We start from the raw sequence: 19,109 nt of genomic DNA, 5'->3' as shown, positions 1-19,109 counted from the left end.
GTACGTTTGAAAAAGTAGACTCTCTGCGCTACGCTGTGGCGGTATCCTTCACCCCGATTTTTCACGCAGCGCGCCGGACGCTTTCCGGCCGGACCGGAGCCCGACATGATCCTGATACCCGACGATGAACCGGAACGGAGTCTGTCTGCAGGCGTCATTCCGCCGGATGAGGATTTTCTGCCGGCCCTGGCCGGGAATCATGCGCAGGTCAGTCCCGCCCGGGCCTACCTGCTGTCCCTGAATTCCGTCCGCAGCCGGCAGACCATGGCCTCGTTCCTGAACATTGTCGCCGGTATGCTGGGTGCCGCCTCGCTGGATACCTGCAGCTGGGGCAGCCTGCGGCGCCATCACGTGATGGCCATTACCGAATTACTCCGGGATACCGGCCGGGCCACGGCAACCGTTAACACCTATCTTTCGGCGCTGAAGGGAGTGGCGAAGGAAGCCTGGATGCTGAAGCTGATGGACGTCGAGAGTTTTCAGCACATCAGGGCGGTGCGCAACCTGCGCGGCAGCCGTCTCCCGCGCGGTCGGGCCCTGCCGCCGGAAGAGATCCGGGCGCTGTTTGTAACCTGTGAAGCCGACAGAAGCAGCCTGGGTCCCCGCGATGCAGCGATGCTGGCGGTCATTCTCGGCTGCGGCCTGCGTCGTTCGGAGGCCGTGGGGCTGGATTTTAGTGACGTTGTCACGCAGTATCGGGCGCTACGGGTGCTGGGCAAGGGCAACAAGGAGCGGCTGGCTTATATGCCGGCCGGGACCTGGCAACGCCTGCAGATGTGGATTGATCAGGTACGGGGTGAAAATGACGGGCCGCTGTTTAGCCGAATCCGTCGTTTCGATACCCTGACGAATGACAGGCTGACCGACCAGGCGGTATACCATATCCTGCAGGTACGTCAGTGCCAGGCCGGGATTCCAAAATGCGCGCCACACGATTTAAGGAGAACCTTTGCCACGGCCATGCTGGATAATGGCGAGGATCTGATTACGGTCAGGGATGCCATGGGCCACGCCAGCGTCACCACCACCCAGCAGTACGATCGCCGCGGCGAAACACGCCTGCGCACGGCCCGCGACCGTCTGAACCTGACCTGAATTCAGCATCCTATTAAGTAATTAAGTTAACAAGATAATAACCATGTTGGTTCTGACCGCGCACATAGCAGGATATGGTTACTCAGTCAAAATTCCTCTAAAGTGAACCAGCTGGTTACCCCCTTCTGAATCAGGGGGGTGGTTTGGAGTTTAGCGGGGTACCGGCATTTTACATTGAGGTAATTTTTGTCCCACTCCGTCATTAAGATGAATAGATCTCATCCCCCTCTTCGATTATTCACGGGTGCCGCAGTTCCGTTAAGGCCCCTTCAGACAGATAAAGAACCCTGTCTGCAGATGCTATGGTTTCCGGACGATGGGCAATAAGAAGAACAGGCAGACCCAGCTTGCGTAGCGTCTGACTTATCTGTATTTCACACTCAACATCAAGATGACTCGTCGCTTCATCCAGTAACAAAAATCCCGGTTTCTTGTACAGTGCTCTTGCCAGCAGAATACGCTGTTTCTGGCCTCCGGAAAGTCCTCCGCCGGTTTCACCTATTAATGTCTGATATCCCATTGGCATTGCCATGACAGCACTGTCAATCTGGGCAAGGCGGGCACACTGAATCATTCGTTCAGTGTTTCGGTCATCACTGAAAAAGATGATGTTATCGGCAATGGAACCACGGAAAAGATGATCATCCTGCAAGACGGTACCAATGCGCCGGCGCATCCGGTAGTAATCCGGGTGTGAATGTGGAATGCCAAATGTTCTGATCGTTCCTTCATCTGGAATATAAATCCCCAGAATAAGCTTTACCAGCGTCGATTTACCGCATCCGGATTTGCCAGTGATGGCGACGACTTCGCCAGGATGAAGCGTCAGCGATATCCCGTGGAGCAATGGCTTATTACTGCCTTTATGGCTAAAAATGATATGCGTTAGTGACAGCGGGTGGGCTGAATTTTCGGTGGCACTGTCTCGAAAAGCCGATTGCATGGTTAATGGGCTGCCATATTCCTGAGCGGGTGGTGGCTGATGGCCTTCTGTCGGGGTGAGCACAATGTCAGCCAGACGCTCGTTATAAACAACGAGCATACGCCAGGCAAAAAACTTGTCTGTCAGGCTGCTGATACTGGAAGAAAAACGCATCTGGTAAGACAAATTAGATACCGGCCGTTAGTACCTCAGAGCTAACAGCCTGCGGAAAGACTGTAATACTGTCAGGTGTTAGTCGGTTTACTGATAACCAGGTCCAGCCTGGTCACAATGAGCTAAGCGGGCGAGGACATCACTTAGCCCCTGTTTAAGGAGCTCACGCGGACCGTCAGACCCATCTATAGGCAACAGTGTGCGTTTGGCCACTTTCCAGCGTCCATTTTGCCGTTCCAGCATCCATCGGTTGGCGACTACACGATGAATCCGGTACCCGTTAGAAGTACCATGGTTAGCCAGTTCCCGCGGTGCGCCTTCGTGATCCAGATGAATGATCATGAGATAAGTTGTCACAATCGCATGATCCCCCCGTAGGTCTATAAGAGGTAACCCCGTAAAATGAGCAAGCCCTCCTCGGATGGCTTCTTCATGTTGTGGCCTCTGGATAAATTCAGCAATTGCTTTCACTCCATGGGCGCCATCGAGAACGGGGCCACGATCAAAGACACCATTTTCGAGATAAACCGAAGCCGTATATTCGGCAAGGCCAGTATCAGCACTTGGTGGATGTGATGCAATCAACTCGTAGATGGCAAGCTTATCCTCAATAACACGGAGGCGTTTTTCGATACTGGTTTCTTGAATGGACTCAGTCATTTTAATCTCCAGTTAATTAAGTTCAGATCCCGGGACCGTCACTTTGTAAAATTCAGCATCAACTCCGCCTCAGTACAGACTAGGGGCAGTTAAAGCTGGTTTAGCACATTTATGGCCCTTCGCGTTCGTTTTTAAAAATACATCATGAAAGCGTACAGGGCGTCAGCCCTGTAGAAGACCTGAAGCGAGTTGGGATCCTCATTAACGTGTGTGATTTAGCCCCAGGTTCGAGAGCGCATCGAATAAGCTCATCGCTAAGCCAACGTGGCTTTCTGGATCGCAGCCTGCAGTTTTTCAGCGGTCACCGCCTCCGGGAACACTGTGATGGTTTCGGGTGTCGCTCCGTTAACGGGCATCACGATTATCCCAGGTGTTCCGGTGAGTCCCAGCGCCTCCGCCAGATTGCTGTTTTTCTCAAGGAACGCCGTATTATCGCCCTGCGCTGGAATAGTCAGTCCGGCTTTTGACGCTGCCACCCGGATGTCTCCAGCCGTGAGTTTGCCCTCATTGTGGCCGGTTGCGTAGACAGCATTGTGGTACGTGACATAGGCCTGCGGCCCTTTTTGTTTCCAGACGGCCAGCCCCTGCTGCGCCGCCTGGAGTGAGGCCTCCCAGCGGCCGCCAAAGATTGGCCACTCCTTGAATACGTAGCGGATGTCCGGCTGCGCTTTCATCACCTTTTCCAGCTCTGGCGCGAAGCGGCTGCAGAACACACACTGGTAATCAAAGAATTCAATCACCGCAACTTTCGCCTTTTCCGGCCCGAAGGCCGGAGTATCCGGATCATGCAGAAGCGCTGCCTGATTCTCCATTACACTGAGCGCAAATATCTTCTGCTTACGCAGTTGCTGCTGTTCCTGCAGTTTATTACTGACCGTCACCAGAATCTCCGGGTGGGACACCAGATAGTCGCCAGCGATTTCGCCGATACGAGCCTCCTGCTCCGGGCTGAATAATGGCTGAGGAGTTGAAGCGTGTGCAGTTGAAAAAAAGCCAATGTATGTTGTAACTATTAATGCTGCTAATTTGTTTGCTTTCATTGCCTGATTCTCGTTGTCAAATGGGGGATTAACGTTCTTTCTGAATGGTACGGGTGAGGGTCTGCTCTTCGCGCTCCGGCATGCGACCGCGCTCAGTATTTTCTGCAGCCCTGAGCATGTCGCGCTCAGCGTTTGCCAGGTCTGCAATAACACGCGAAGCGCGTGACAGTTCAGCGGCAGTCTTATCAGTGCCTGACATTTCCTTCATGACCTCTGCAGCGGCCTTCATTTCCTGTCCACCGGTGTTTTCTTCATTTCTCACTCTGGCGATCACTTCAGCATCCGGAATGAGTGGTTCCGGCTTACGCGGGTTAATGTCTTCCGGTTTCAGTCTGATCACCTCTTCCTGCGGAACGTCTGCCGGCAACGGTTCCGGGTCTCTGCTCCGCCCGGCTTCTTCATTGCGAACCAGGTCCGCCAGCTTCAGCTCGCGCAGTTGCTGAACGCTCAGCCCGTCCGTCAGCGTGGAGACAATACCCGGTGACACATCCTGTTTTGTCCCACTGCTAACCTTAAGCAGCCATGCTGAAGGGGGTTCATCACCGGTCTGCCAGACCACGCCATCCTTTGGGTTGCTGCGCACGGCATCGAGCGCTGCTGTCAGGTCACTGACCACAATCGTGTTACCGGACTGGCTTCGCTGCAGCACCGCGCCCCGGGCTCGCTCTGTCTTCACCATACGGATATCCCCCTGCGTCATTCGCCCTTCCGGACTGGCGACCAGGGAAACAAGCGCCAGCCCCGCGCTCCTGCCATTGTTGTCATACACCGGAAGCGCCAGCGCCGGTTCGGGAAAGCGCCGGGTGGCTGGGATGATTTTTGCCGTCAGTGACGCATCCTGCATGCCCTGATGGCGCACCCAGGCACGGCCAATGGCCGTTTTATTCACCGGCTGCCCCATTGCCCAGATGGCTTTCGCCTGTTTGCGCTGCGTTTCAGGTGCCAGCGCATCGTGTGCGGTTTTGATATCACGCTCCGGCGTTTTTATCGCCTTAACCCACTCCGCCTTCCCGTCGGTGTAAATCTGGACATGCTCCTTCACGCGCGAGGCGGAAATGTAGAAGGCACGACGTGTGGCCAGCGCCTTACGCCCGCCTTCCGTGCCCTCAAGCGCAATGACGTAATCGGTACTGGCTCCCTGTGCACCGTACCCGGTGACGGCCCAGCCGTAGTCAATATGCTGCTGCGACCGGACTTGCTGCGGATTGATGGTGACGCGACCGTTCTCACCCTTGAGCCGGATAGTACCCGCCTCGCTGACCGACTCCACCGTATATCGCTGGTTGGCCATCTGGCCCTGTTCCTTGTCAGTCGCCGTGAACTTGAGCAGATCGCCGCTGCGGACTTCCATTTCGCTGCGGCGAAACAGCTGCACGTCGCCGGTGATCAATTGTTTCGGGGAATAGAGGCCAATCTTCCCCTCTTCATCACGTACCGTCACCGTGCTGCCGTTGCGGTCTACGGCCAGCACATCCTGGTAGCGGTCACCACGTTTCACCACCATGCCCGGCTGCCAGGCCTCTGTTTTGTTAAACTCATGGCGGGTATGGGTGATTTTATCCAGCACAGGCACTGTAATGGCTTTCTCCCCCAGTTCTCCCCGCGCGGCCAGCGCAGCATGAATGCCGGCATTTATCGCCTTACGGTCGGCGTTCAGCTGCGCAATGATTAGCGTGCGGGACCGGGCCTCCGGTGTGCGGTCTGTCCAGTCGGCCACGATGTCGGTAACGGGCGTCTCCGTTTCCTGAATGGCACTCACGGGGAGCGTGGCTGACGCGCTACGCGCCACACGGTCCGCCGGCTGGGTTTCAAGACGCTGCAGGGCCGCATCGATCCGGTTATCGATGATGTCGTGAACCGCGCCGCGCAGCTGCACGTCCTTCTGGCGGACGATTTCCTTCATGATGGCCACATCCATCGGGCTGCGCTCCTGCATCAGCTTAAAGGGTGCGCCTACATCAACCGCTTCAAACTGGTCGATATCCCCCATCGAGACCGCGCGGCCGCCGCCGCTGGCAATGGCCTGGAAGAGGGCTGCCGTGTCCTGGTTGCCCGCCATCGAGGACTCATCGATAAGAAACACCTGCCCTTTATAATCGGGCTTCCCGCCGGCTGCCGTGGCCTGGTCATGCTCAACGATAAAGGACTTGATGGTCTGCGCCCGGATACCGACGTCGCTCATCTCCTTCACCGCCTGGTGCGTTGGTGCAAGCCCCGTCATCACCGGGCGAACGTCCGCCGGTAAGGTCTCCAGTGCAGCTGTCACCGCCTTCAGCTGCGTGGTTTTCCCCACGCCTGCATAGCCCTGAATCCCGATAAACTGGTCCGTGGTACCCAGCACCAGGGCGGTCGATTTTTTCTGACCATCGGTAAGGCCATTCAGCACGGCCTCCGGTACCTGTTCCAGCAACGGCTGCTGCGTCCCTTTTCCTTCCTCCACCACGCGCAGAATGGCTTTCTCCATCTCCCAGGTGGCACGGGAAACCAGCAACGGTTCACCGCCTGCCGATACCGTCATCAGCTCGCCGTTTTTCACCATTGCCCCGATTTCAGCCCCGATCGCTTCCAGGTCCGGATGATATTTCTCAGCTTCACTGGCCAGTTTCAGCTCGCTGAACACCACGGTGCGCTGATCGTTGATGGCACGCCAGACGGCCAGCCCGGCGTCCGTCCTGACGCGGTCATGCAGTGAATCAACCGCCTGACTGACATCGTCCTGGCCACTCAGTTTTCTGACCAGCTGCACGGGGGAGACATTGGTCTTCATACGCTGCAGTCTGGCTTCAGCCCGGTCCTGCACTTCGGCGGTAAACACTTCCGCCCGGTGGCCACTCTGTGCCAGCGAGTTCATGGTCTGGGTCGAAATGTCGCGGCTGTTCAGTGCGGCCAGCACCACGCCGGTGTCGTTATCCCGCCCGCCCGGCGCGGTCACGTAAGCATGTGACAGATAGAGCGGCTGGTCTTTTGGCAGCGTCAGGGTGTCTTCCCCCCGCTTCACCTCAATCCCTTTTTCACTTATCCCGGTCACCTCCAGACGATCTTTGGCCTTCAGGCTGTGTTCGCGGTCACCCGCCACGGCCAGCAGTTTTTCACCGGTGGCCACGCTGAGGGTTTCACGGCTGAAGAGACGCCAGTCGGCGCTGATATCCCCGATTTTCATCCTGGTCAGCACGCCGTCACCGTCGATGAGCGAGAGGACTCGTGTGTCCTCATGCACCCGGTCAATCACATATGACTTACGCTCTTTTGCATCCGTGCGATCTTCAAGCACCATACCGGGACGGTATGAACCGGGCATCCGGCGCGTTTTACTGTCGAGCCAGACCGGCTGGCGGGCTTCTATCGCCACGCCGTCGCGTCCCAGCTGCCCTGCGTTCTGCAGCGCCTCACGCACCAGGCCCGTCAGCTGTGCCTGCTCGCGCCTGCCGACCACGACGGCCGTGACGTTTTCACTGCCGCCGCTCAGCTCCGCAAACCGGTTGGCCAGCGCCTCGTAGCGGTCGCGTTTATTCGCGATGCTGACCACTTCGGCCTCAAGCCCGGGAGCCGGCTCCGTGCGCCGTGAGCGGGCAACGCCCGCGGATTCCAGCACGGACATGGCATTACCGTTTGCCTGACGGCCGGCGCTGTCGAGAAAGACCAGCTGTGCATCCTGCGCGCGCGCTTCGCCCAGCAGAACCAGCGTCTCCTTTAGTCCCAGGCGCTCTGCCCCTTCGATAATCAGGGTGCTCTGGGGTTTAAGGTGAAAATCACCGCTCAGAACGTGCTGCCGGCTGATGATCCGCTCCCGCAAATCGTCGGATTTCGCCAGCGAAATGGCGCGCTCGGCAGAGCTGGCCAGCACCTGCACGTCACGACCGTTCGCGCCGGAAATACCGGCCAGCTGCGCGGTCAGGTCACGGATGCCCGCCACGCCAGAAGGCGCATTCATCAGGACCAGGGCGTCTTTCTCCACGACTTCCAGCGCCGCCGGTGCGTACTGCGCCGGGCGGGTGAAACTGACGACTTTCGTGGATTTAAGGTGCTCCTGGCTCAGTGCCTGAATGGAGAGCTCATCCAGCAGGTGAATGCGGGAGGTGAACACGCCTTTTTCACTGTCCAGCGGCACAATCATGCCGTCCTTCAGCGCTGCATCGATGGCCACACGGATATCCTTGATCTCCGGCAGCCGGTCACTCAGTTCAGCCGTGGTCAGCATCAGCTCGCCAAAGGTGAAACGTGTCTTACTGTCACTTAACTGTGAGATGGCCAGCCGTACAGCTTCAGCCAGATCCGGCAGGGGAGTATCTGTATGCAACTGCGGTGCCCGGGAAAAGGTGCCGGCTGCCGGCATTTTTCCGGGGCCGGACAGTACCGGCTGACTCAGGCTGTCAGTCTGTTGTGGTACTGGCTGACGGGACAGGCTCTCCCGCTCTCCGGGTTGAGCTGGTGAGTCGGCACTCTTTTCTGCACTGGACGACGTCCGGGGATAATCCTGTTCAGGCCCGGTACGAACAGGCATCGCCTGATGATCTCGCTCCGGCTGAGGCGGTGCCTCACGAATAGCTGCATCACGCGGAACGACGCTCTCCTGATACGCTTTCAGATCAAATCCCTTTTCCTTCATCTGACCCAGCCAGCGCTCCATCAGGCGCATACGTGACGGGTCGACTTTCGCCCTTCGGGTGTCTTTCGCGGCCACATCCCGGCTGCGCAGCGTGGCTTCAGCCCCCACGGCCCCCTGAATTTCCCGGCCCCGGGAGGAATACTCCTCCCTGACCTCTTCAGGAACGCCCTTGATCTCCCACATGCCATGCTTACCAACTTCTTCCACTTCATGGCCGAGCGCTTCAACCCGCTCGCGCAGCGCGCTGCGATAGATTTTCCCGAGCGTGACCTGGTGCTTCATAACGGTCTCGATAAAGCCGGCGTTATGGATATAGTCCGTGGCCAGGGCTTTCCATTTGCCCGCATACTCCGTCATGTTGGCAATGAGCAGATGGGTGTGCAGCTGCGGGTCAAGATTGCGCGAGGTATCATGCGTATAGGCGGCGGCCACCATCTTGCCTGTGTGTACGATGGACGTGACGCCGTCTTTCGTGTCGCGGGCCGAGATAAGCTTCTCCACATAGCCGGCCGCCACGCGGACGGCATGGTTATGTGCTTCCACCATTTCTTTATCGTTACCGATGAGTGCAAGAATGGACACGCTCTTGGGCGCGGAAAAGGTCAGGTCGTGGCCGGGGCGATGGACGTGCTGTCCGTTAACCACCTTGCCAAGCCGTGATCCGTCCGGAAGACGCCCCTCGAGCACGGCCGTCAGATCATCGCCACGGACATTGCCCTCAAGACCCAGCTCTTTTGCACCTTCCCCCATCCACAGGCTCTGCAGGCTGCCCAGAAAATAGTAGTTATCGGAATTGCTGTAGTAGCCTGCAGCCTCGCCGGCTGACGCTACTGGGGCGACTGACATCATAGGTCATGCTCTCTGTCGTAATAGTGATGATCGTTTTCGTCGTAACCCGGGTCATCCGCGTCACGGTGAAGTAAAATGTTCTCTTCTTCCTGCGCCAGCTGCCGGTTCGTCCGGTGCGCATCTTCCGGTTTTTCCGGCGTGACGGCGTTACCGGCCGTCGTCAGACTCAGGCCGCCGTCAGGCAGTGCCGTCACCTTCATGTCCAGGCTCATTGATTCGCCTGCACTGTCGCTGGGCTGATCTTCCTCCCCCCCTGAGGTGGCTCCGTTATTGAGCCGCCGTTTCAGCATCCCCAGCGCGCCAGCTGGCGATGTTTCAGGTGCTTCATCCTGTTGGATTCTGGCCCTGATTTTTTGAAGCGCAGCAGGAATATCCGGATTAAGGGGAGCACTATCTGCAGGACGATTAACTGAAGGAGAAGATGGTCGCAGAGAGAAAACGTTATCTTTTTTCTCTGCAGTGACAGGAGGTGTCACCGGGCTGTGATTTTCAGTCGCCGTTTCCGGCACGACTGTCGCTAAACCGGATTTGACTGGCTCCATGGCCAGTACCTGTTTCCGTTCAGGCACCGCCACCCGGGCTGGTTTCTGATCTGCGGCAGGTGCAGCCATCGGTTTGTCCACGGGCGTTATTATGGTTTCAGGCGTTGCTGCTCTGGCGGCTGCGGATACCACGGCTGCGCCGACCGATGATGGGATGGTTTCATCTCCCTTCTCCAGCACTTCATCTCCGGTCGGGAACGTCAGTCCTGCTGCCGTTGCTGCCCGTTCGTTCTCCTGAATGACCTTCTCCAGTTCCGGGCTGAGGGCATCACGGATATTGCGCTCTATCAGGCCGGCATGGCGTTTCTTCAGGGCGCGGTATTTCAGCTTCAGACGGACCACCGGATACTCGCCCGGCAGACGCACGTAGAAGTTGAGGTTTGGCAGGCGCATGATCTGCTCATAGTCAACGACCGGGTTATTCACCTCGTCCTTACCGAGGGACACACCGTCACGCACCTGGTCCAGACCGTAGCTGTTCTGCTCACGGATTTTGCGCTTACGCTGGTTGCCCAGCTCCTCTTCCACCACTTTGGCCATCTCGGCACTCGGCGAACGGCCGTACATACGGGTGTTCATCAGGTCAAAGATACTTTTGGCCAGCTCGCGGCCGTAGACGTGAACCAGCTGCGCCATGTTCTGCATGCCCAGCACGAAACAGCCGCCAAACTTACGCGCCTCGGCCAGCGTTTCGGCCAGCTCCGGGATGCGCTGCAGGCTGGGGGCTTCATCGATAATGAACCACACGCGCCGGTCGCTGTTTTCTCCCATGCTCTGCAGCATCAGCGTGGCCAGCGACACCCAGAGTGAGATCAGCGGTCGCACGCTCTTGCGGTGACGGGCCTGGGTTGAGATAAACAACCAGCTGTTGTCATAGCGCTCCTGCGTCATCCACTCACGGATGGTGAACGGAGGCTTCGTCCCGTCATCCAGCCCCTGCAGATAGCGAAGGGCTTTGGCGTAGTTGGTCACCACCGAGCGAATGGAGATGGCCGTTTTCTCGATTTTCTCTTCCACCAGGTTGGCTGAGGGCGTGTTGGCCAGATAGCCACGCAGGCTTTTCATGCTGAGGGACAGCAGGGTTTTAAGGAACTTCTCGATACTCCTGTCCGGGTCGACCGACATGCGTATTGCGAGATCCGCAAAAATGGTGCGCGAGCTGGATACCCAGAACGGATCAGATTCCCCTTCAACCGGGATAAGGCTGGCGGCCAGGTTGTCGTAATCGACCGCGTCGACGCATTCCCCCCACATCTGCCAGTTGGCACAGCGTTCGTCATGGGCGCAGAGAATAAAATCAGTGTCAGGGTTATAGTGGGTTTCGGTGAAGGTACAGCCGGAGTCGTAAATAATGGCCCGGTCACCGCGTTTGCGGATGTAGTCCAGAAGCCAGCGGATGAGGGTCGATTTACCCACCCCGATGGTGCCGTGCATCAGGAAGTTGAGCACCTCCGCCATCCTGACCATGTGCAGGTCGCCCACGCGCAGGTCGGACAATTCATCGTTTTTACGCAGCAGCCTGTTCACTTCCGCGGGCTTGTCCGTCAGCTCCATACCGGAAATGTACTCGTCCTCGCTCTCCTTACGGCCGATATCCGCGATAAACCAGGTGACCGCCAGGAAGACCACCAGGCAGAAGATGCCGCTGGCACCGGCCGCCCACTGCAGCTCACTCAGACACAGATCGCCCATTGCCTGCATATACGGGTCGGCGTAAATCTGCGGCAGGGTCATTTTGAGCACCATTGCCGTCGCCGTCGGCGCATACCAGTAGTGAACGTCATAGATTTTTGGCGAACCCGTTGCCGGCATAAGTTCGATAAAACTGCTGTTAAGGCTGGCAAACCACCACAGGGAGCCGTTATCCAGGGCTTCCCGGGGGATACGCCAGAGAAAAATGGCGGTAGTCAGCACGGCAAACAGGATGAGGATCCAGAATCCTATCCAGTTGTTCACCTGTATGAACATGCGCCAGCGGTAGGCGGTCATCTGCCCGCCCTGGGTGAGATTTTTTCCTGCGAAGCTCATAGAGTGTTGTCCGGACGTTATCGCATCACCTGTGCGGTGATGTGTGTATCAGGGAAAGATGAAAAAGGTGTTGTGAAACGTGAGGGCCACGCGTGGTAAAACTTACAGGCTATTCAAGCAGGCTCAGCTCATATCTGGCCTGCTCGCATCCGTCCTCCCAGTCTTGTTGACTGATGTACGCAGCCAAAGCACGGACTGACGATGCCACATCAGCATAAGCAGCAGAATGCCACTCCCGGGGTTCCAGACCATAAAGGGTGAATTCATAGCCGGCCCAGCCGGCAATAACGGTCATGCCCTGACCTTCCGGAAGTGAGCCGAATACATTCAGCCAGGCGACTGCCGTCATCAGCTCACTTTCAAGATGAATAAGCGACCAGAATTCAGCTGAGTAATCTGCACGTTCATTTCTCTGAGGCATCATGATGTGTGAATTCCTTTGAAATTAAGGACGCAACGCTCGCCGCAGACAGGGCTGCGCCTGGCGCAGTCATGCGAGGAAGCGTCATTTCCGGGAACTGACAGACAGCACTGACGCACCCTGCCCGGAATGAGCACGGTGATAAATCAGTGTGGGAGGAGTAACGGCTGTGACGGTCGCCACAGCCGCAGGGTCTTACATGATACCGGCGATGGATTTGGCCAGCTGGGCTTCCAGAACAGGCTTCGCCTCTTCGAACTTGAGGTTCACCTTGTTGGCGTTGGAGACCACGCGGGTCTGGTATTTGGCACGGTTGCCCTGCTCGGTGCTGGTCTGCAGTTTAACGCCAGACGTCCCCTGCTTCAGCGCTGCGATGTTGTCTGTCGTGACGGTCGCTTTGCTGCGCTCGGAGATCTGCAGGTCCGTCACCATCGTATAGTTAACGTCCTCGACCATTGCATCTGCAGCCATACCAATCAGGCCAGTGGCCAGTCCTACCCCCAGGGTCGCGCCCGCTGAACTGGAGTTATAAGCCGTGATGCCGGCCCCCAGTGCTGCGCCCATTGCACCACCTTCATAACCGGTTTTCAGGAAGCCCTGCGCGTCACGCAGATCCATTTTTTCGGCTTTCAGTACGTTCGCCTGAATCCAGTAGTAGGCCGTATCCGGAGAACTGGAGACACGGTAACCTTTTGCGGCCAGTTCATTCGTAATTTGTGCCTGCAGGCCAGACATATCCTTGTCGGAAGTATTGCGGATCTGCAGATAGACAGTCTTCTCTGATGATGGCTCAAGCCAGATGGTTTCACTCATCTGGGTTTTGACATCGAGATTACGTTTCTTCACCGCTGTGGACATGGCACCACATCCAGAAAGCGCCAGAGCAGAAGCCACCAGACCAACAACGGCTAATTGTTTTAATTTCATGTATTCGTCCTGTGCATAGTAAAACATCCCCGTTAGCGAGACAGAGCTAACAGAGATGTTATCGGCAGATTTGATGGAGAATTTATATTAATGGTGATAATAAACCCCCCTAACCCATAGTGGGTGTGGGGGGTTATATTTTGGGAAGGATTGGATTTTACTTAAGGCAAATATTTAAATCACTATCGACTAAGAACCTTGTTAGCCGCAGACATTAATGAACCAAGACCGTAACGAGTGCATTGAAGTCCTAGATATCCATTAATTATAAAGACTGATATAAACAAAACAGCAGGAATACTGCCCACTAGTAGAATCATCCAATCAGAGAACACTCCCACGAGCGACAACAAAATGGCAGTAACCCATAGTATTAGTGCAGTCTTTTTAACAGCAGATTTCATAGAAGTGATAATTTTAGAGCGACACCGCATCTCTTCAGGTATGGAGAGATACATCAATGCCGTTGAATAATTTATGATTATAAAGAAAATTGCGATCCCGGTTGTTACACCGATAGATAGCCATCCTCCATAACCCATAATTAGTTCAGCTGCTTCAAAATAAAATTTTAATGCCTGACCTGAATTATCTCCCTTCAGAACAATAATTGCATAGAAAACAAACCACATCAGAATGACAGTTAGTAGCATCAGAGAAGGGTATATGGCTACAATTTTGAAAGCTTCTTTTGGCGATGACACTGGACGTGCATCACTGCTTATGCCTGCAATAATATCCGCGATTTCTTTTTTAGCATCACCATTTGTATATACCATATACCCTCCTAATCAGCCTGCCTTCCTTGATCTTAGCTCAGCTAATCTACGTTTCATTTCGTCATCATGCCCAGAGGGAGATGATTCCCCCTGCTTTATTTTCTCTGTATTTAAACCCTTAGAGAATGAACTTTGTGAGTTATGCTGTTCTCCTTTTAATATATCACTGGATGCCTGAACAGTGGATTCTTTTTTATTGATTTCCCCAGAAGATTCGTTGATTTTATGCTCATTTTCAGATCTTTGTTCCGCTACACGACGCTGTAAGTCATTTTGTGGACCAAAACCCTGACCTGACTGCTCTTGCAGTTTTGCCTGGTTTTGTTTGAAAGCATCCTGCATAACGTTATCAGGTACCCGTTGCCCTGCTACATTCACGGCTGAACGACCATGCGTCATTTCATTACCCTGGCTCGCCGCTACAGCCTGCTCTCGAATGGTTCCGTTCTGGTTTAATTCCTGATGAATTTCACCAGTAGAGCCAGCCCGTTGCCGTTCAGTGGAATGTCGACCGGTATCATGTTCGCTGGCTGACATTGAGATGCCACTTTGCTCGCTTCTCTGCCCTCCTGCTCTGACAGGATCGCCTGTGTGCATGTCAGTGCTTTGTTCATGCCTTCCATAGTCAGAAGGATTTACGTTATGTCCTCCAACCGAAAAGTGACTTTCAGTTTGTCTATGCGCTTGCAATGACGATCCATCATTACCCAACGCAGAACTGGCTGTTCTCACCGATACATTTTCACTTCCTGCTGAAACCTGATCACCGGGCTTGCTTCCGTACTCCGTGACCTGTGATATTCCAGCGGCATGATGAGTACCTGCTACAGTCGGGCTGGAAGAGCTGTTATCTGAAGAGCTGTAATTCACCCTGCTGTCATTACCTGATGCACCAGAAGTCTGTGTTTGTTGATTACTGCTGGCAGGCTGGACAATGTGCTCTCCGCTGAATGCTGCATGTTCACTACCGCTGGCCAGGTCCGAACGTCCTTGCTGGTAGTCGCCCATAATTTCAGGCTTGAGACGTTCATTCACGAACTCCATCGCGGCCTCACGCGCCGACGGGGCGCTTGTCAGCATGGACTGAGCCTTGTCACCATATTTATTCGCCGCCCAGTCCACAAACTCCTGCGTATAGTTCGTGTCGAGGCTTGCACTCTGGTTCTGTGCAACCGTTGCCATACGGCTGAATTCATTACTCTGCGTAGAACTGGTGGTGTATTGATGGTACTGGCTTTCAGCATCATTAAGTGTTGCGGCCAGCTGCTGTACATTGCTGCTTGCCGCATTCTCAGTATGATTCGCCCCATCAGTGACACGGCTGGTTTTGACCATGTCCATCCCCTGACGGAAATCATTAACCGCCTGGCTGTTCTGGTCATGTCGCATATCCTGATTGCTGGAATGCGTTTCCTGAGTGCCATGCGAACTTCCACTTGAACCTTTAACTTCTGCGCCCGCATGCGCTTCAAAACTAACGCCGGTTGCCCACTTGCCGACTTTGCCAAATGCCTGATCACCGGTGTTGAATTTCCCGCTTGCGCCGGCACTAACACTGCCTTCGACAGATTTTGACATCAACTCATTATAAGCTTCCTGCGTGGAGATATTGTTTGCTTTCGCATAGCTTTCTGCTGCCGACAACATCATGCTGGCACCGCGGGTCGCATTCGTCGCCTGGCTGTTTTCACTGCCCTGAGTCAGGCTGTCACTGGTACCGGTCTGCTTAGACAGCTGGGAAAGCTGCGACCAGCCACTGGTAACGCTGTGGTTGTAGCCATCGAGTGCCGTCTGGGCCTGAACCTGTGACTGACGGGCAGATTCCTGGAATCCACTGCTGGCCAGCTGGCTGAGCTTCATGTTCACCGGCAGGTTCGACATCGCACCTGAGCCGTCGATTACCGTATGTCCACCGGCAGTCTGGGTCTGCGTTGAACCGTTGTCAGCCTGCCAGGTCTGCTGACCCTGACGCTGCACCAGGTTCGTGTCCATCTTGTTCTGGCTGACGTTATCCATAGACATATTGTTAAACGACCAGTTGCCGTCTGCCGTGGTCGCTGCCACACCTGCAGATGTAAATGCCCCCGAACTGAGCACACTGCCTGCCACCTGAGAGCCAATTGCAGCCGCCCCTTTGGTCAGATAGAACGACAGCACCGGAATGGACAACGACAGATAACCCGCAAGGTTGGCCACGTCAGAGTGCTGCAGCGCAACAATATCCTTGTTGGCCAGCACCAGGGGGGTGCCCCCGGACTGGCTCTGCAGCCAGTAGTTGGCGGCGTAGTTCAGGATGGCGAACATCACCGGCCACATCTGGAAGTAAATGAAGCCGCAGATGTAAATCTTCAGCGTGTTCAGACCGAAAATGGAATGGTTGGATGCTGCCAGCGCAATCATCAGCGGGAACAGGCACACCAGGATGAGCATCAGCAATGACTGCGCGAATGGCAGTGTGCGGGTTGCCAGCTCGCTACCGGCCGCCCAACTGAGACGCTGTTTGGTCGCCGCGTTCGCGGTGGCCAGATTAAGCAGGTTGGCGGTATCGGAAGAACGCGCCGCAAAGCCCTTAATCCCCTGCCGGACTGCGCTGTTGGTAATGTTGTTCTTCATGATCTGCGCAGCCGTCATGCCGCCGGAATAGAAGTAACCGTAACTCTCACCCATCGCATTCGACAGAAGCGCTGCCCCATTCATCTTGTTGCCAAAGACCTTACGCGTCAGCCAGGTAAAAGTCGCACTGCCCGGATTCACGTCGGTATTGGCCAGCGCTTTAATTTCCGTGGCGGCCTGCTGGCATGTCAGAAACTGCCGTGTGGTAGAGGTCATTTTAAAGATGCCCCGCAGCGGGCTGGGATCGCTGGTTATCAACGTCAGTGGGTCAGTGGAGTTCAGCAGCTGGTTAATCGTGTATTTGCCGTTCAGCAGAATGTCACCGATGACACAGTTTTCCACGTAGTCTGGCAGCATCTGTGCCAGCTCCGGGTTTTGCGTGGAGAAGTCGCTGGTTTCCGCCACAATCTGGGAGCCGAACAACATCCCGGTCTTGCTGTAGGTGACTGAGTCGGGTCTGGCCATCAGCATGTCGTACACTGATGACATCTTGTATCCGATACTGGTCGTCAGTGATGCAATCGCCGCCAGTCCCACCGGCACGTTATCGGTTTTCCATACGGCAGCCGGATCTGAGAGGTCAATGATCTGCACAGTGCGTTTCGGAACCACCAGAATGGATGTCAGGATCATGAAGACCGCCAGCCACTGGACGAAGACCATCGGGTTACGTTGTTTGATGAAGGTGAACAACACGGCCAGCACCCCGAAGGTGCCGGTAATTCGCATCAGGGTGTGGAAGGTATTCTGTCCGAGGAGGGTGACAACGGCGTCCAGCGCCGTTTTCCACATCCCCCCGCCATAAATGGTGTATATCTCAAGCATCAGCGATCACCCCAGTGATAGTTGCTCTGATAGGAGCCTGAAACGATGGTGGACACCTGCTGCTGCAGGTACTGCATATTGCGGTCAATGCCGTCCAGCGCATTCTGGTCAGCGGCTGACTGCAGCTTCATGTCGGCCAGCAGTCCCTGCGCATGAATGACGTTGTCACGCAGCTTCGCGGCGGCCTCTTCCGGAAAGTTCTTGCCGGCAAGCGACAGACTTGCCTGTTTCACCAGTTCCTGGAGGTACTGAATCATCAGGTCCTGGGCGATAAAATCAGAGACCTGCAGTAGATAGGTTGCACTCATGCCCATGCTCTGGGCGTTGGTCAGGTATTTCAGCACCGGTACGGACGTGGTGTTCACGAACCCTTTTTCCTGATCGGTCAGCGCCTTGTCCTCAACCAGCTTGTTCTGCATCGAGAGCATCAGGTTTTTGACCAGCGTGACCAGGGCGTTTGATTCAGAAACGGTCAGGTTAGTGACGACAGGGCTAAGGCAGAGAGTTGCCTCATCACACCCGTAGACCTTCGCCGTACCCCCGCGCATCAGCACCTTAATCAGGTCGCGGTTATCGACCAGCGGCGTCAGAATGGTGACATCCCCGTTTTTATTGAAGATGATGGAGCCGACGGTACTCATGACCAGTTCTTTCAGCGCGCGATCGTTACCAAGCAGCCCGTTCTTACTGAGCGTGTCCCAGATAAGGTTTTTGTTTTTCAGGACCTGGTCTTTTTCGCCTTCACCCGCTTTGGCCGTGACCTTGTCGCCCTGCCCGCCGACGGTGCAGCCCTGGCGGGATGCCGCCCAGTCAGCAAACATGTTGGTTTCGCCGGCAATGTCCTGGCAGATTTTCTGCTGGGAGACCTGCGTCACGGGCCACAGCCCACCGATAATCCCCTGAGCGGCCTGGCACGAACTCATGTTCATGGAGTTAACATCGGTGGCCAGCTTCTGCAGGAAGTCTTTAGCCTGCTTCAGCTCAGGCACCATCGTCTGCAGGGCCAGGTCGAAGGCATAGCCCATAGCGTTACTCATGATTTGCTTCACGAACCGCTGAATTTCCTCCCCGCTGATCATACTGAACGACCCGAGATACGCGTCGATACCACCGCAGCCCGCGTTCAGCGACGGCAGCTGCATCGAGATAAGCTGGACGTTTTTGACGGGGTTGCGAAGGTAGACGGAGCCACCGGAGAAGTACCCGGCCGCCTGCCCCTGCCAGGCCTGTGCCTGGGAAACGTTGCCGCTGTAGCCGAGATTATTGAAGAAGCCGTTCAGGTCACCGTTCACGTCCGCCTGTGCCGACAGCGCAGCCAGGCCTGCGAAAAATACTGCGCCTGCTGTTATAAGTGCCTTGATCATGCAATCTCCTCCCGGGGTTGACGGATCAGGGTCTGACGCAAGACGTACAGCCCGGTGGTGGTTGAAAAAAAACCGACACTCAGTGAGATAAGCAGAAGTACCGGAAAGTCCTGCAGACAGGCGGTCAGTTCAGGGCGGTCCAGGACGCTGACCACCCGGTGGGCCAGTACGCCATAGAAGGCTGCGGACACAAGCAGCGTCACGCTGAATAACAGCCACACGCGCTCGGTACGCGATAACGCATACGAATTTGTCGTCATTTTG

The 19,109-nt window shown here is 55.7% G+C and carries 11 protein-coding genes and 1 pseudogene; 1 reads left to right on the top strand and 11 read right to left on the bottom strand.

Features of this window, described 5'->3' with window-relative positions; translation table 11 throughout:
- Positions 1-105: 105 nt before the first annotated feature.
- Positions 106-1,095: a tyrosine-type recombinase/integrase gene (locus M2422_RS23355; RefSeq protein ID WP_259143063.1), complete on the top strand. Its 990-nt coding sequence runs from the start codon at positions 106-108 to the stop codon at positions 1,093-1,095.
- Positions 1,096-1,333: 238 nt separating this feature from the next.
- Here the strand turns inward: M2422_RS23355 and M2422_RS23350 are convergent.
- From M2422_RS23350 to M2422_RS23300, 11 genes and pseudogenes are all read right to left on the bottom strand, one after another.
- A pseudogene (locus tag M2422_RS23350) lies at positions 1,334-2,212 on the bottom strand (ATP-binding cassette domain-containing protein); the annotation flags it as partial.
- Positions 2,213-2,278: 66 nt separating this feature from the next.
- A complete protein-coding gene (locus M2422_RS23345; protein ID WP_259143061.1) occupies positions 2,279-2,851 on the bottom strand; it encodes a nuclear transport factor 2 family protein in 573 nt (190 codons plus the stop codon).
- Between the two features lie 254 nt (positions 2,852-3,105).
- The gene (locus M2422_RS23340) at positions 3,106-3,891 is read right to left on the bottom strand and encodes a DsbA family protein (protein WP_259143060.1); all 786 of its coding nucleotides are present in this window, start codon (positions 3,889-3,891) and stop codon (positions 3,106-3,108) included.
- A 28-nt stretch (positions 3,892-3,919) separates the two neighbouring features.
- Positions 3,920-9,346, bottom strand: a complete 5,427-nt coding sequence (traI, locus tag M2422_RS23335) for a conjugative transfer relaxase/helicase TraI (protein WP_259143059.1) — start codon at positions 9,344-9,346, stop codon at positions 3,920-3,922.
- Positions 9,343-11,916 (bottom strand): type IV conjugative transfer system coupling protein TraD, encoded by a 2,574-nt coding sequence (traD, locus tag M2422_RS23330; RefSeq protein WP_259143058.1) that lies wholly within the window; start codon positions 11,914-11,916, stop codon positions 9,343-9,345. The genes traI and traD overlap by 4 nt, the downstream gene beginning before the upstream one ends.
- Before the next feature lie 109 nt (positions 11,917-12,025).
- Complete coding sequence (locus M2422_RS23325) at positions 12,026-12,340, bottom strand: hypothetical protein (protein WP_259143057.1); 315 nt, start codon at positions 12,338-12,340, stop codon at positions 12,026-12,028.
- A 192-nt stretch (positions 12,341-12,532) separates the two neighbouring features.
- Entirely contained in the window at positions 12,533-13,264 is a 732-nt protein-coding gene (gene traT / locus M2422_RS23320; protein WP_259143056.1) for a conjugal transfer complement resistance protein TraT, read from the bottom strand.
- 182 nt (positions 13,265-13,446) lie between these two features.
- Positions 13,447-14,043, bottom strand: coding sequence for a hypothetical protein (locus M2422_RS23315; protein WP_259143055.1), 597 nt, complete (start codon positions 14,041-14,043; stop codon positions 13,447-13,449).
- Positions 14,044-14,055: 12 nt separating this feature from the next.
- On the bottom strand, positions 14,056-17,481 hold the full coding sequence (traG, locus tag M2422_RS23310; RefSeq protein ID WP_259143054.1) for a conjugal transfer mating-pair stabilization protein TraG: 3,426 nt from the start codon (positions 17,479-17,481) through the stop codon (positions 14,056-14,058).
- Positions 17,481-18,845 carry a conjugal transfer pilus assembly protein TraH gene (traH, locus tag M2422_RS23305; RefSeq protein ID WP_259143052.1) on the bottom strand — a complete coding sequence of 455 codons (1,365 nt, stop codon included), beginning with the start codon at positions 18,843-18,845 and terminating at the stop codon, positions 17,481-17,483. Before traH ends, traG begins: the two co-directional genes overlap by 1 nt.
- Positions 18,842-19,105 (bottom strand): hypothetical protein, encoded by a 264-nt coding sequence (locus M2422_RS23300; protein WP_259143049.1) that lies wholly within the window; start codon positions 19,103-19,105, stop codon positions 18,842-18,844. The genes traH and M2422_RS23300 overlap by 4 nt, the downstream gene beginning before the upstream one ends.
- Between the last annotated feature and the right edge of the window lie 4 nt (positions 19,106-19,109).

Origin of the sequence: Enterobacter sp. SLBN-59 (genome assembly GCF_024807915.1) — a bacterium.
GTDB lineage: Bacteria > Pseudomonadota > Gammaproteobacteria > Enterobacterales > Enterobacteriaceae > Enterobacter > Enterobacter asburiae_B.
Note: the sequence above shows the minus strand (reverse complement) of the source record. Positions and strands in the feature narration are given on the sequence as shown.

Bases quoted from the DNA above. Each gene is read 5' to 3' on its own strand.
- M2422_RS23355 (WP_259143063.1), top strand. From the start codon at position 106: ATGATCCTGATACCCGACGATGAACCGGAACGGAGTCTGTCTGCAGGC.
- M2422_RS23345 (WP_259143061.1), bottom strand. From the start codon at position 2,851: ATGACTGAGTCCATTCAAGAAACCAGTATCGAAAAACGCCTCCGTGTT.
- M2422_RS23340 (WP_259143060.1), bottom strand. From the start codon at position 3,891: ATGAAAGCAAACAAATTAGCAGCATTAATAGTTACAACATACATTGGC.
- traI (WP_259143059.1), bottom strand. From the start codon at position 9,346: ATGATGTCAGTCGCCCCAGTAGCGTCAGCCGGCGAGGCTGCAGGCTAC.
- traD (WP_259143058.1), bottom strand. From the start codon at position 11,916: ATGAGCTTCGCAGGAAAAAATCTCACCCAGGGCGGGCAGATGACCGCC.
- M2422_RS23325 (WP_259143057.1), bottom strand. From the start codon at position 12,340: ATGATGCCTCAGAGAAATGAACGTGCAGATTACTCAGCTGAATTCTGG.
- traT (WP_259143056.1), bottom strand. From the start codon at position 13,264: ATGAAATTAAAACAATTAGCCGTTGTTGGTCTGGTGGCTTCTGCTCTG.
- M2422_RS23315 (WP_259143055.1), bottom strand. From the start codon at position 14,043: ATGGTATATACAAATGGTGATGCTAAAAAAGAAATCGCGGATATTATT.
- traG (WP_259143054.1), bottom strand. From the start codon at position 17,481: ATGCTTGAGATATACACCATTTATGGCGGGGGGATGTGGAAAACGGCG.
- traH (WP_259143052.1), bottom strand. From the start codon at position 18,845: ATGATCAAGGCACTTATAACAGCAGGCGCAGTATTTTTCGCAGGCCTG.
- M2422_RS23300 (WP_259143049.1), bottom strand. From the start codon at position 19,105: ATGACGACAAATTCGTATGCGTTATCGCGTACCGAGCGCGTGTGGCTG.